At 56.7% G+C, this 12,438-nt stretch carries 12 protein-coding genes; 4 read left to right on the top strand and 8 right to left on the bottom strand.

Annotation, left to right across the window (positions count from 1 at the left end; genetic code table 11):
• Window positions 1-26: 26 nt before the first annotated feature.
• Window positions 27-1,442: a bifunctional UDP-3-O-[3-hydroxymyristoyl] N-acetylglucosamine deacetylase/3-hydroxyacyl-ACP dehydratase gene (locus KQI65_13285; protein ID MCB2205712.1), complete on the bottom strand. Its 1,416-nt coding sequence runs from the start codon at window positions 1,440-1,442 to the stop codon at window positions 27-29.
• A gap of 270 nt (window positions 1,443-1,712) precedes the next feature.
• Here KQI65_13285 and ppk1 point away from each other — a divergent pair, with 270 nt between their 5' ends.
• On the top strand, window positions 1,713-3,911 hold the full coding sequence (gene ppk1 / locus KQI65_13280; protein ID MCB2205711.1) for a polyphosphate kinase 1: 2,199 nt from the start codon (window positions 1,713-1,715) through the stop codon (window positions 3,909-3,911).
• A 93-nt stretch (window positions 3,912-4,004) separates the two neighbouring features.
• On the opposite strand, the gene KQI65_13275 is transcribed toward ppk1, so the two are convergent.
• The 6 genes from KQI65_13275 to KQI65_13250 form a co-directional block, all read right to left on the bottom strand.
• The gene (locus KQI65_13275; protein ID MCB2205710.1) at window positions 4,005-4,952 is read right to left on the bottom strand and encodes an ROK family protein; all 948 of its coding nucleotides are present in this window, start codon (window positions 4,950-4,952) and stop codon (window positions 4,005-4,007) included.
• Entirely contained in the window at window positions 4,949-5,296 is a 348-nt protein-coding gene (locus KQI65_13270; protein MCB2205709.1) for a septum formation initiator family protein, read from the bottom strand. Before KQI65_13270 ends, KQI65_13275 begins: the two co-directional genes overlap by 4 nt.
• Before the next feature lie 70 nt (window positions 5,297-5,366).
• Complete coding sequence (locus KQI65_13265; GenBank protein ID MCB2205708.1) at window positions 5,367-7,211, bottom strand: bifunctional homocysteine S-methyltransferase/methylenetetrahydrofolate reductase; 1,845 nt, start codon at window positions 7,209-7,211, stop codon at window positions 5,367-5,369.
• A 12-nt stretch (window positions 7,212-7,223) separates the two neighbouring features.
• Window positions 7,224-8,198, bottom strand: a complete 975-nt coding sequence (locus KQI65_13260; GenBank protein MCB2205707.1) for a KpsF/GutQ family sugar-phosphate isomerase — start codon at window positions 8,196-8,198, stop codon at window positions 7,224-7,226.
• A 5-nt stretch (window positions 8,199-8,203) separates the two neighbouring features.
• Window positions 8,204-8,623 carry a secondary thiamine-phosphate synthase enzyme YjbQ gene (locus KQI65_13255; protein ID MCB2205706.1) on the bottom strand — a complete coding sequence of 140 codons (420 nt, stop codon included), beginning with the start codon at window positions 8,621-8,623 and terminating at the stop codon, window positions 8,204-8,206.
• Window positions 8,620-9,510, bottom strand: a complete 891-nt coding sequence (locus KQI65_13250) for a DUF4905 domain-containing protein (protein ID MCB2205705.1) — start codon at window positions 9,508-9,510, stop codon at window positions 8,620-8,622. Before KQI65_13250 ends, KQI65_13255 begins: the two co-directional genes overlap by 4 nt.
• Window positions 9,511-9,619: 109 nt before the next feature.
• Between KQI65_13250 and KQI65_13245 the strand changes: the two genes are divergently transcribed.
• From KQI65_13245 to udk, 3 genes are read left to right on the top strand one after another with little or no spacing between them, the layout of a single operon-like run.
• Entirely contained in the window at window positions 9,620-9,976 is a 357-nt protein-coding gene (locus tag KQI65_13245) for a hypothetical protein (GenBank protein ID MCB2205704.1), read from the top strand.
• Between the two features lie 36 nt (window positions 9,977-10,012).
• A complete protein-coding gene (locus KQI65_13240) occupies window positions 10,013-10,759 on the top strand; it encodes a cytochrome c (GenBank protein MCB2205703.1) in 747 nt (248 codons plus the stop codon).
• A gap of 11 nt (window positions 10,760-10,770) precedes the next feature.
• Window positions 10,771-11,412, top strand: coding sequence for a uridine kinase (gene udk, locus KQI65_13235; protein MCB2205702.1), 642 nt, complete (start codon window positions 10,771-10,773; stop codon window positions 11,410-11,412).
• A gap of 39 nt (window positions 11,413-11,451) precedes the next feature.
• Here the strand turns inward: udk and KQI65_13230 are convergent, their stop codons facing one another.
• A complete protein-coding gene (locus KQI65_13230) occupies window positions 11,452-12,399 on the bottom strand; it encodes a methyltransferase domain-containing protein (GenBank protein MCB2205701.1) in 948 nt (315 codons plus the stop codon).
• Between the last annotated feature and the right edge of the window lie 39 nt (window positions 12,400-12,438).

The following is a 12,438-nucleotide window of genomic DNA, read 5'->3' as shown; positions in this document are numbered from 1 at the left end:
GTATCTGGTTTGCGTTGTGAATGCGATCAATTCGAATTGGATTTTTTCTTCTGCTTGTCCACCACGGCGGCCATCATTTCCGCTTCTGCGGCCAGTTCACCTTCGACAAAGACCTTTCCACGAAGTTGAATCAGATTCCGCCGCTTGTTGATCATTTCAATTTCCATGACCAGCTGGTCGCCGGGGACGACGGGACGACGGAACTTCGCTTTGTCGATGGTGGAGAACAGTGCAAGCTTGTCTTTCACGTCACCGATGCTGTTGAGCATGAGTATGCCGCCACACTGCGCCATGGCTTCGATAATGAGAACGCCGGGCATGACGGGCTGACCGGGGAAATGTCCCTGGAAAAACTGTTCGTTCATCGTCACGTTCTTGATACCGACGATTTTCTTGTCGATTTCCAGGCTGACGATTTTATCGACGAGCAGGAAGGGATACCGGTGCGGGAGAATCTCGGAAATCGCGTTGATGTCGAACACCACGCCCTGTTTTTTCTCGTGCTGATATTTTTTCACCAGCTTTTTCTCGAGATAGAGTTTGCGAATCATTTTCGCGAACTCGACGTTGCTCGCGTGGCCGGGACGCGCGGCCAGAATCTGTGCCTTGAGTGGGACGCCGACGAGTGTCAGGTCACCGAGCAGATCCAGAAGCTTGTGACGCGCCGGTTCATTCTTGTACCGCAGGTTGATGTCGTTCAGGAAACCGTGATCATTGAGATGCATGCTCTGATCCAGGTTCAGCTTCTTTCCGATGGCATCGAGGTCCGCTTCCTCTACCTCGCGATCGACGATGACCACTGCGTTGTCGAGGCTGCCGCCCTTGATGAGTCCGGCATCATGCAGCGCCTCAACTTCGGTCAGGAAACAGAAGGTGCGTGAGGAGGCGAATTCGCTGACAAATTCGTCGAGATTGAACATGCCTGTATGCTGGCTACCCAGGGCGGGATTTTTGTAATCCACCATCACCGTCATACGGAAATCGTCGAGTGGCAGTGCCACGATGTCGATTTCCTTATCAGGATTTGAGAATTGAATGGCGCGGTCAATGATCAGGTAGTCTTTCGGCGCTTCCTGCTTCTCGATGCCTGCACGCTGCAGTGCCTCGACAAAGGGGATTGCCGAGCCATCACCAACAGGGGGTTCGATGCCGTCGATCTCGATGATGAGATTGTCGATCTGCAGTCCCGCCACTGCGGCAAGGACGTGTTCGACGGTGTAAACCTTGATGTCGCCGTGTCCCAGCGTCGTGCCGCGGGAGACATCCACGACGTAGTCGACGATGGCCGGAATCTCGGGATTCCCGCCGAGATCGATGCGTACGAAACGGATGCCGTAATTCTCAGGAGCCGGTTTGAATGTGATGGTGCACTGGGCGCCTGTGTGCAGTCCGGTGCCCGAGTAGGAGACCGGTTCCTTTATGGTGCATTGATGAACGAGCATGGGATAGTGTCAATGATGGATAAAACAATGGAATTTTCTAAAATCGGCACAATCCGGTGAAAAAACAATCAGGACCAGCAGCGGGAACACGGATGTTACGGATTCAAACGGATTTTCGCGGAGATAATTGCGATTCAGTTGCCGTGAAAATCAGTGCTGTTGGAAATGCGTGTTTCAGGGATCCTGCCTGTTAGATACGTGTTAGGGGCTGACAAGGGTGGGAAATTTTGTTATGTTTCAATAATTGACCAAAAACGGACGAACCTGACGATGAGCGAGACTTCGACAAGAACGAACATCCATCATCTGCATGCGCAGGCGCAGGACGAGGCGACGGACAATCGTTTGCAGGAAGAAGAGGCGCAGGGAAAAGACGCACCACGTGAGTATGACCTCTATGCACCCGAAGTATATTTCAACCGGGAACTGAGCTGGCTGGATTTCAACTGGCGTGTGCTCAACGAGGCGCTGGACAAAAGCATCCCGCTTCTGGAGCGCCTGAAATTTCTCGGCATCACCGCGTCGAATCTCGATGAGTTTTACATGATTCGAGTTGCGGGACTCAAGCAGCAGATTGAACTCGGCGTGACGGACCTCCCGCCGGATGGGATGACACCCGAAGAAGTTATCGAGGCGATTCGCAGCAGCGTATGCCGCATGAACAGCGAGATGTCTGCCTGTTTCCTGGGTGAGATTCAACCCGGGCTTGAGCAGGAAGATGTTTTTCTCCATCGCTATGAGAAGCTCGATGCGAAGAGCCGCAGCTGGTGCGAAAATTACTTCATGGAGCATGTCTACCCCGTGCTTTCGCCGCTGGCCATCGATCCGGGCCACCCGTTCCCGCATCTGCTCAACCGGTCGCTCAATCTCGTCATCACCGTCTTCGATTCCATTACGCAGGAAGAACGCATCGCCGTCGTCCAGGTTCCACCTGTGGTCCCACGCCTCGTGAGCATCCCCGTGCAGAAGGGGGGCTATCACTACGTGCTGCTCGGTGAAATTATTGCGGCGAATGCCAACGCGCTGTTCCCCGGACTGCAGGTGCGTGATGCGTGGCGTTTTCGTGTTACACGGAATGCCGATCTCGAGATCGCGGACGATGAGGCCTCGGATCTGCTCAAGACCATCGAAGAACAGATTCGCCGCCGCCGCTGGGGCGCCGTCGTTCGCCTCGAGGTCGATCACGACATGCCCCAGGGCGTCTGCCGCATGTTGCAAAACGCCATGCATCTGCAGGACAGGGATGTGTATCGCGTCGAAGGACCGCTCAACCTGGCGGATTTCATGGATCTGGTCAAGCTTCCCAAGAAAAACCTCAAGGATACACCGTTCACCCCACGCATCGTGGAAGAACTTCGGGGCGATCACAATATTTTCTCACGCATCCGCGAGCGGGATATTTTCTTCCATCATCCGTATGACTCTTTCAGTTCAGTCGTGGAATTCATCGAGATGGCTGCCGACGATCCTGACGTCCTCGCCATCAAGCAGACACTCTACCGCACCAGCGGCGATTCCAATATCGTCAAGGCGCTGGCCCGTGCGGCAGAAAACGGGAAGCAGGTCACGGCCTTCGTCGAGCTGAAGGCGCGCTTTGATGAGGAAAACAACATCATCTGGGCTCGGAGGCTCGAGCAGTCCGGCGTCCATGTCGTGTATGGCATTATCGGACTCAAAACGCATTGCAAACTGGCCCTCGTCGTTCGTCGCGAACGGCAGGGACTCACCACGTACGCGCATCTGAGCACCGGCAATTACAATGAAACCACGGCGCGTCTGTACACCGATTTCGGTATTCTCACCAGCCGCGACGATATGGCGTTCGAAGCCACGAACGTATTCAACTATCTGACCGGCTACTCCCATCAGACGCAATGGAACAAAATCATCGTGGCGCCGATTTCCCTGCGCCAGAAAACGCTCGCCCTTATTCAGCGGGAAATGGAGAATCAGCGCGCCGGGAAACCCGCACGAATCATCGTGAAGATGAACGCACTCGTTGACGCCCAGGTAATTCGGGCCCTCTATCGCGCATCCCAGGCGGGGGTGCAGATCGATCTCATCATTCGAGGCATCTGCTGCCTTAAACCCGGTGTACCCGGACTCAGCGACAACATCCGTGTCACCAGCATTGTCGGTCGTTTTCTCGAACACACGCGCGTCATGGTATTCGAAAATGCCGGACAGCCCGAAGTCTACTTCAGCAGTGCCGACTGGATGCCGCGCAACCTCAATCGCCGCGTTGAAGCCATGTTCCTCGTCGAACAGGATGTAATCAAGGACCGCATCCTCAATCACATCATCCCGACCTATCTCGCGGATAATGTGAAAAACTACATCCTCCAATCCGACGGCAGGTATGTGCGTCGTCCCCAACCCGAGGAAAACAAGGCCGTCAACAGCCAGGAGCATTTCATTCGCTATGCGGAAATCGCATACCGCGAACGCAACGAAGACGAAGAAGAGTAGTGGGGAGTCCGCGCCAAAACGAATTATGCAGAAAGTGCATAAACCCTGGCATAGGAATATGCAGAAAGTGCATAATCTCGAGTGGAAAGCGTTTCAGAGAAGGAGGGAAGCAGCACCGAGCATGCCGGCGTCGTTACCGAGTTCGGCGGGGAGGATAATGAAATCGTCGCGGTGTACTTTGAGCGCGCGCTCGGCTGCACTTGCGCGGATGGCATCGAAAAGCAGGTCACCGGCGGCTGAGATTCCTCCACCGATGATGAACACGGTGATGTCCAGCAGATTTGCCGCACTGGCGATGGCGACGCCGAGACGTCGTCCCGCCCGCCGCAGTATTTCTGCACTTACCTCGTCTCCCGCATCCGCCGCGGTGGAAAGGTCGTGCGGCTGCAAATCCGAATTTTTCTCCAGGGCACGATGATGCAGCGGAGAATGCGGTGCCTGGCGAAGGAGGGGAATGGCCTCGTGCATCATGTAGTGGATACCGACATAGGCCTCGATGCAGCCGAAGTTGCCGCAGTTGCACTGCGTGCCATTGTAGTCGATGCTGATATGTCCGAACTCACCGGCAAAGCCGCGCTGCCCGTGATAGATGTGATTGCTGAGAATGATGCCCGATCCCACGCCGGTACCGAGCGTCAGTCCGATGAAATCCGTATGCGCTTTCCCCGCTCCGAAATGCGCTTCGCCGAGCGCGGCGCAGTTGGCGTCGTTATCGACGCGCACCTCGAGATCCCATTTTTCACGGAGAATCTCTGCAAGCGGCACTTCCTCCCATGCGGGGAGATTGGGGGGATGATAGACCACACCGGCTGCAATGTCTATGGTCCCGGGCACGCCAACCCCGATGCCCTGCACATCAATGTCGCGTGCGGAAGCTTCTGAGAGCAACTCTTCAATGCATGCGTTGATTTGACCAAGCGTTGCGTCACGATCACCGTCGGCCAGTGTGGGTCGACGGGTATTCGCGATGACGGACGCACCGGGTTCGGTCAGCGCCGCCTTGATGCTGCTGCCACCGATGTCGATGCCTATGGTTGTCATTTCTTTTTCTCTTCCTCCGCGGGCAGAATGCGGTAGACGATTTCACCTTTCTTGATCATGCCATGCGCCTCGCGCGCGACATGCTCTATCGTGGCCTTGTCGTCATGCAACAGATCGCGCTCACGCTTCAACCGCTGAATGTCCCTCTCGAGCTCAATCACCCGCGCTCGCTCGTCCGCCAGGTCACTTTCGATATTCATCCTGCTGATGAAGCCCTTCGTGCTGAACAGGAAGTAAAGCACGATCACCAGAACAGCAGCGACAAGGATGCTCGACGTCCTGCTTTTGAGGACACGGATCAGTTTTGGCTGTCGTCGTTGTCGTGGTGAGGCATACGGTGGCATGCCGCAAAAGTAATGAAAAATAAGGGCATTGTAAAGTACCCTTTAAGTGAAACTTCAATTCAAATGATGATCAGCGGAGACGGACGCCTTCGAGAATTTCCATGACGGTTTCGATGCGTCCGAAGGGAGCGGATACCTGCACGCCCGCAATCTGGTCGAGGATCTGTTCGAGGGTTTCATGTGCGATCGCGATGCCCTCGGCGCGGCCGGCTTCTTTCTGATCCGCGTATTTGCGCAGGCGCTCGATGATGTAGTCCGGGACGTCGCAGCCGGGAACCTCATTATTCATGAACTCGGCATTGCGGAGTGAGGCCAGCGGCCATATCCCGGCAATAAGAGGAATGCCGATATGTTCGATGCGCTTTTTGAACGCATAGAAAACATCGAGATCGAATACCGGCTGGGTGATGATGAATTCCGCCCCCGCTTCGACCTTCCAGTCTAGACGGCGCAGTTCCTGGTCCATATTCAGGGCGCCCGGATTCGCGGCCACGCCGATATGCATGCCTGCGGCGGGACCAATGGGATTCCCGGCGATATCGAGTCCGTGATTGAGCCGGTTGATGATATTCACCAAACCGATACTGTCGACATCAAACACTGCTGTTGCATCCGGATAATTTCCGAGCTTCGGGGGATCACCGGTGACAGCGAGGATATTGCGAATACCGAGGGCCCAGGCACCGAGCAGATCCGATTGAATGCCGATGACATTGCGGTCGCGGCAGGCGTAATGCAGCACGGTCTCGATGCCGACCTCGCGCTGAATGCTGGCCGCGAGCGCCATGGCCGACATGCGTGCGCTTGCGCGTGGACCGTCGGGAATGTTGATGACATCGACGCCATAGTAAAACAGCCTCTTGGCCTTGTCGATTTCCTTCTCGGCCGAAATGCCGCGCGGCGCGACAAGCTCCACCATGCTGATGAAATGTCCATCAGCCAGCCTCCGCGCGAGACGCGACTTCTCCGCCTGCGGGGTGACATCCACATCAACAGGAGCGGTAACGTCTTCCTTGCGCTCGACCTTGTCGCTGTCCTTGAATCCATAGGCACTGATGGCGTTGCGCATCGCGCGGATGTGCTCCGGTGCCGTACCGCAGCAGCCCCCGATCAGGCGTGCGCCGTATTGTACGAAGCGCTTTGCGTACGTGCCGAGATATTCCGGCGATGTCAGGTAAATGTTCCGGCCGTCGACGTTCTTCGGTTTGCCGGCATTGGGCATGATGGAAATGGGGACGTCCGTCATTTCCCGCACCCGCTCGAGCCACGTGAGCATGACGCTGGGTCCCACCGTGCAATTCACGCCGAGGGCGTCAGGTTTCATCGCCGCCAGTTCAGCCACCAGCACTTCGGGACGCGCGCCGGTGAGCGACGTGCTGTCATCATTGATGGTGATGTGCGCAACGACGGGTTTGTCGCAGACTTCACGCACGGCCAGGATGGCCTGCTGCAGTTCTTCCGGGTAGATGAAGGTCTCGAGGACGAAAAGATCGACGCCGCCTTCGCACAGTGCGCGGATTTGCTGCGCGAAGAGATCACGCGCTTCTTCACGGGAAAGGGGTCCGAGTGGTTCCATCTGTACGCCGAGGGGACCGATACTTCCTGCGACATAGTGTTCGTCGCCCGCAACGCTACGTGCAATTTCCGCACCCCTGCGATTGATCTCCGCCATGCGATCGAGCAATCCATGCGCACGCAGTTTGGTCGGATTCGCGCCGAAGGTGTTTGTTTCGATGACATCGGCACCGGCCTCGATATAGTCTCGATGCACCTGTTCGACCAGGGCAGGGTCGCTCAGATTAAGTTCGTCGTAGCACTTGTTGATGAATACGCCGCGGCGGTAGAGCTCTGTCCCCATGCCGCCGTCGAAAAGGATGACGCCACTGCGCAGGCGATCGAGAAAAGGTTGTCGCATAGTGGAAACTTCCTACCCGAGACCGAGCTGGACGAGGTCATGCATGTGCACGATGCCGCGGGGAATGCGCTTGTCGTCGGTCACGATAAGCTGGGTGATTTTGTGCTGTTCCATCAGTTCGAGTGCGGAGGAGGCGAGGGTGCGGGGCACAATCGTCTTTGGCCTGGAGTTCATGACATCGACGGCCAGCAACGCGGTGAGGTCGGTATCGCGCTCGAGCAGACGGCGGAGATCACCGTCCGTAATCACGCCAACCAGCTGTCCATCATCATCTACCACGCAGGTGGCGCCGAGACGCTTGCTCGTGATTTCGAGTATGGCGTCTTTGAGCGCCACGGCCTGATGCACGACAGGCAGATTTTCTCCAGCCGTCATGATCTGATCGATACGCAGGAGCAGGCGCTTGCCGAGACTTCCGCCGGGATGAAAGATGGCGAAATCCTCAGCCGTGAATTCCCGCTTGTGCAGCAGGGCCACCGCGATGGCGTCGCCCAGTGCCATTGCCGCCGTGGTCGACGCTGTCGGGGCGAGGTTGTGGGGACAGGCTTCCTCTTCCACTCCTGCATCGAGCACGATATCAGAAACCTCAGAGAGCGTGGAAGGTGACAGCGTGCCCAGGATGGAAATCAGCTGCACGCCGATGCGCTGGAAAATGGGGACGATCTGCTTGAGTTCTTCGGTGTTGCCGCTTTTCGAAATGAGAAGGACGACGTCTTCGCTGCGTACCATGCCGAGATCCCCGTGTATGGCGTCTGCCGGATGCAGATAGATGGCGGGCGTGCCCGTGCTGTTCATGGTTGCGACGATCTTGCGCGCGATCAGTCCGCTTTTTCCAATCCCGGTGACGATCACCCGGCCGGGACTCGCGTAAATCATTTCCACTGCGCGGGCGAAATCCTCGTTGATTTTATCCTGCAGCGCTCGTACGGCCTCCGCTTCAATGCGGATGACTTCCCGTCCGTGTTCGATAATCGAGTTCTGTGGCATGCCGCCTATTCTCCGGTGAATTGCACGACCAGTGAGCGGGATCGCGGTCGGTTGTCGTAGTCGATGAGGATGATCTGCTGCCAGGTGCCCAGCATCATTTTCCCGGCATCGAACGGTATGGCCAGGCTCGGACCGAGCATGGACGCTCGCACGTGTGCGTGTCCGTTGCCGTCGTTCCAGGTCTCCTCATGGAAATAGCGTGCATTCCTTGGCACGAGACGATCCATGAGCAGCGTAAAGTCTTTCTTCAATCCCGGCTCATACTCGATGGTCGTCAGCGCCGCTGTTGAACCGGGCACGAACACCAGCATGTGCCCGCGTTTCATTTTCTGCTTTTGCAGAAGAAGGGTGAGGCGGTCGGTGAGGTCTATCATGTCCCCATCGCCACGGGTTTCAATGTCGAGTGAATCATTCACTACGGTCATGAGGGTACTCCGTTCAGGTCGTGTGCGGTAAGAATACGCCTGTTCTTGATATACATCAGCTGCGAATCCTTGAGGAAGAAACTGTCCATCCCCGGCGCGTCCGCGTGGTCGAGAATGATGTCTTCGAACAGGGTCTGTTTCCCGTCAAGGGAGACAGCACGAAACTGCTGTCGGAGAGCAGCATCAGAGCCATTGTCCGCTGCTCCCTTCGATGGTGCTTTGGCTTCATGCCATGCAGCGAGCAGCAGGTTGTCTTCGACCAGCGCATCGAGCGTCCCGATGACACGCGACGGATCGACGAGTTTCTGCAGCGTCTTGCGGGCGTCCTCCGAGCCGGGATGTGCAGCAGTCATCGGCTCGGGATAGCGGTAGCCTCTGAAGTCTTCCTCTTCGTTGAGCAGGGCGCGCAGCACGTTTATGCTTTCCGTGTCCTGTCCCATGTCCTCAATGACGCTGCCGTCTTCAGGGGAGAGGCGGAAAAACTCCAGTCCCCCGAAGCCTTCGCGCGTGGCATACACCGCATCCCCGCGGGCGAGCACGAAGGCCAGGTCGTCGTTGCGCCAGAGCAGTGCTCCGGTATCAAGGTCATGCGCTCTGATCCCAAGATGCTGCGGCATATCGGGTTTGCGAAAGCCGTGCAGGTAGAAGCGGCTGCCTTCCACTGCTTCGAAGCCGACCCACCATTCCTCATCACTGCGCAATTTCTCGAATACCACCGAACCATCGGCCTCGCGGAGGCAGAAAAACGTGGTTGTGCGCGCATCGGTATCCCGGGCCTCTCCGAGCAGTCGTCCATCGCCGGTGAAGACAAAGCGCCATACATGCGCGCCGGCGTCATAGGTCCATGCCGGTTTCCAGCGCTGACGGGATGTTGAGAAGAGTCGCATAGAGTTGGATTTCCGCAGTGCAAACAACATTTTACAACGAGAAAGGAAAAAATCAACTTATCAGATATTCCCACGACGCGCAAGCCCCGCTTGCGTCGCAGGCGCACAGATGGACAACAATACCTCCCGTCCCTACACCAACACCATTGGCAGCATCGTCAGCTGGGCGATCTTCCGCGCAGCAATTGTCATTGTCGTTTCCTACTTCATCATCGAAAACGTGCATTGGCTGCGTCTCGAATCCTGGTGGTGGATCGTTATCGTCTTCCTGCTCTACGCTGTCGTTCTTCACCCGATGCAGGTGCAATACCGCATCTACAGGGAGGAAACGGCCAGTGTGATGGAGGGGACACTGTGCTCCACCTGCCGGTATTTCGAACCGACGGGCGTTCTCTGCTCCAAGCTCGATGAGCATGTGAGTGCGGACCATATTCCCTGCGAGGGCGAACTGTGGGAGCCGAAATAAGATTACAGGAACTTGATCGCAAGGTTAGGAGGCGATATGAAAACACCGCTTTTTCTGATGGCAATGCTTCTGCTGTTTTCCGCATGCGGATCACAGAAAAGTGACAGTGAAGGCAGCGGCGAGGGCATGGACAGCGCGTCGCAGGAGGAACTGGCGGCAAAGGGACAGGAGATTTTCCGCAACCGCAGTTACGGAGAGGTGGAGATCGCATGCATCGATTGTCATGCCGATTTCGATGAGTCTCTCGCGAATGACGACCGGATTCGTCCCGGACACAGCATCCTCGGTGCGCATCAGCGTGTCGAAGCGTGGAATGGGGAATTCAGCGGCGATGGCCTGCGCCGTACCGCCGCCGGTGCCGCAAAGTGTGCCTACCTCTACCAGGAAAAGGGCAGCGGTATCGAGGATGCAATTTCAGAAAGCGATGCCCGGGCGCTCATGGCGTATTACGCCTACGTGTCCCCCGGAAACGAACCTCCGAAGCTGAGCTGGGAAGCGGTGACCTGGCCGGGCGATGCGGATTTCGACGAGGATACATTTGAAAAAGAACTCGAGGGAATTACAAAACTCCGCGGTGATGCCGCCAGGGGCGAAGTCATGTTCGACCGCGCCTGTGGTCCCTGTCATGATACCGGACTCGGTCCCGCCGTACGCATCGTCAAACGCAAAGCCGAACACGTTCCTGCCGCCGTTCGTGGTGGCAATGATTCCATGCCGTTTTTCTCGCGGGATAAACTGACGGATCAGGATATCGCCGACATCCAGGCGTTTTTGCAGAAATAGGAGAATGTGGCATGCGGGAAACTCTGGTCATTGGCATCGCGGGGGGGAGCGGCTCAGGCAAAACCACGCTCTGTCACCGCATCATCGCGGAAATCGGCGCCGAGCATGCCATGCTCTTTCAGCATGATGCGTATTATCGCGACCTCGACGACATGCCCGTATCAGATCCCGCCCGCATCAACTACGATCACCCTTCGTCACTCGAAACCCCACTGTGTGCTGCACAGCTGGCGGATCTCTATCACGGACGCAGCGTCGCACAGCCTGTCTATGATTTTTCCACGCACAGGCGTACGGTGGAAACGCGTCCCCTGCAGCCCCATCCCGTGATTCTTGTCGAGGGTATTCTCGTACTCGCGGAAACGGCGCTGCGGGAGCACATGCAACTGAAGGTGTTCGTGGATACCGAAGCGGATGTGCGCATTATTCGAAGGATGGAGAGGGATATCGAACAGAGGGGACGCACCCTGGCCTCCGTGCGCGAGCAGTATTTCAGTACCGTGCGGCCCAGCTATGAACAATTCGTGGCTCCGAGTCGGCAGCATGCGGATCTCATCGTTCCGCACGGGGGCGAAAATGCTGCCGCGGTTGATGTCATCGTCTCCTTCATCCGCGCGCACCTCCAACTGTCCGGCAGCGACGCGGGAGCATAGCAACATTCGTGTGCGAGCAGAGACCTTTCCAGTGAGCGCTCAGGATTCTTCTTTCGGGGGCGGGGTATCATTCTGCGCCGGGGAATCATTCTGCGCCGGGATTTCATTCTGCGCCGGGATTTCATTCTGCGCCGGGGTATCATTCTGTGCCGGGATTTCATTCTGTGCAGGGGAATCATTCTGTGCTGGGATTTCATTCTGTGCTGGGAGTTCATCCTTTGCAGGGTCTTTCTCCTGGGCGGGCGCGTCGCGGCGGCATACGACGCTCAAATATCCCATGTAGCGGTCGCCACCATGCCGGTGGTAGACATCGATTTCATGCTTGTAGTGTTTGATCAGTCCCTTCATGTGCTTCATCCCCTCGAATCCGCTTTTCGCGATTCCCTTTACCGTACTGTTGAACTGGTTGTAGAACGAAGCGAGCACGGAGGAACGGTCCTCGATGTTGACGATGCGCAGTCCCTTTTCTTCCAGCGTTTGCTGCATGCCGCCGGAATCGAGCAGCTTGTGATCCGGTGATTCCCAGATTTCACGCACATAGGTCGGAATGTTGTCCTCGAGCCAGCACGAATCCGAGATCAGCAGCCAGCCATCGGGTTTGAGCACGCGCAGTGCCTCTTTGAGTACGCGCCCCGCAGGATAGCCTGACAGCAGTCCCTCGAGCATGACGATGTCAAAGCTTGCGTCCGGGAAATTCGTCTGTACCGGAGTCATGAACTGCGCGGAAATCTGCTGCGATTTCCGCATTTCAGCGATGGCCATTTTTGCATAGAACACTGTCTCTGCATCCTCGTCGATGCCGACGATGCGTCCTGAAAAGAGCTGACTCAGGGCGAGGAGATGTTCCCCCATGCGGCAGCCTTCGAGCAGGAGACGAGCTTCCGGGTTTTTGCGCAGGTCTCTGGGACACTGTGCCAGCATGGCTTTGCTGAGCTGGGGTCCCCCGGGCGTGAGATGAAACGGGTAAAGTGATTTCGAGCTGGCCATGATTGCTATTGTGCCTTTGCGGAAGGGAATGGTGATGAG

The organism is bacterium (assembly GCA_020444325.1).
Classification (GTDB): domain Bacteria; phylum Bacteroidota; class Ignavibacteria; order SZUA-365; family SZUA-365; genus BM516.
This window is presented reverse-complemented; position numbering and strand designations above follow the sequence as displayed.

Bases quoted from the DNA above. Each gene is read 5' to 3' on its own strand.
- KQI65_13265 (MCB2205708.1), bottom strand. From the start codon at position 7,211: ATGCGACAACCTTTTCTCGATCGCCTGCGCAGTGGCGTCATCCTTTTC.
- KQI65_13260 (MCB2205707.1), bottom strand. From the start codon at position 8,198: ATGCCACAGAACTCGATTATCGAACACGGACGGGAAGTCATCCGCATT.
- KQI65_13285 (MCB2205712.1), bottom strand. From the start codon at position 1,442: ATGCTCGTTCATCAATGCACCATAAAGGAACCGGTCTCCTACTCGGGC.
- KQI65_13245 (MCB2205704.1), top strand. From the start codon at position 9,620: ATGGACAACAATACCTCCCGTCCCTACACCAACACCATTGGCAGCATC.
- KQI65_13275 (MCB2205710.1), bottom strand. From the start codon at position 4,952: ATGACAACCATAGGCATCGACATCGGTGGCAGCAGCATCAAGGCGGCG.
- udk (MCB2205702.1), top strand. From the start codon at position 10,771: ATGCGGGAAACTCTGGTCATTGGCATCGCGGGGGGGAGCGGCTCAGGC.
- KQI65_13250 (MCB2205705.1), bottom strand. From the start codon at position 9,510: ATGCGACTCTTCTCAACATCCCGTCAGCGCTGGAAACCGGCATGGACC.
- KQI65_13230 (MCB2205701.1), bottom strand. From the start codon at position 12,399: ATGGCCAGCTCGAAATCACTTTACCCGTTTCATCTCACGCCCGGGGGA.
- KQI65_13255 (MCB2205706.1), bottom strand. From the start codon at position 8,623: ATGACCGTAGTGAATGATTCACTCGACATTGAAACCCGTGGCGATGGG.
- ppk1 (MCB2205711.1), top strand. From the start codon at position 1,713: ATGAGCGAGACTTCGACAAGAACGAACATCCATCATCTGCATGCGCAG.
- KQI65_13270 (MCB2205709.1), bottom strand. From the start codon at position 5,296: ATGCCACCGTATGCCTCACCACGACAACGACGACAGCCAAAACTGATC.
- KQI65_13240 (MCB2205703.1), top strand. From the start codon at position 10,013: ATGAAAACACCGCTTTTTCTGATGGCAATGCTTCTGCTGTTTTCCGCA.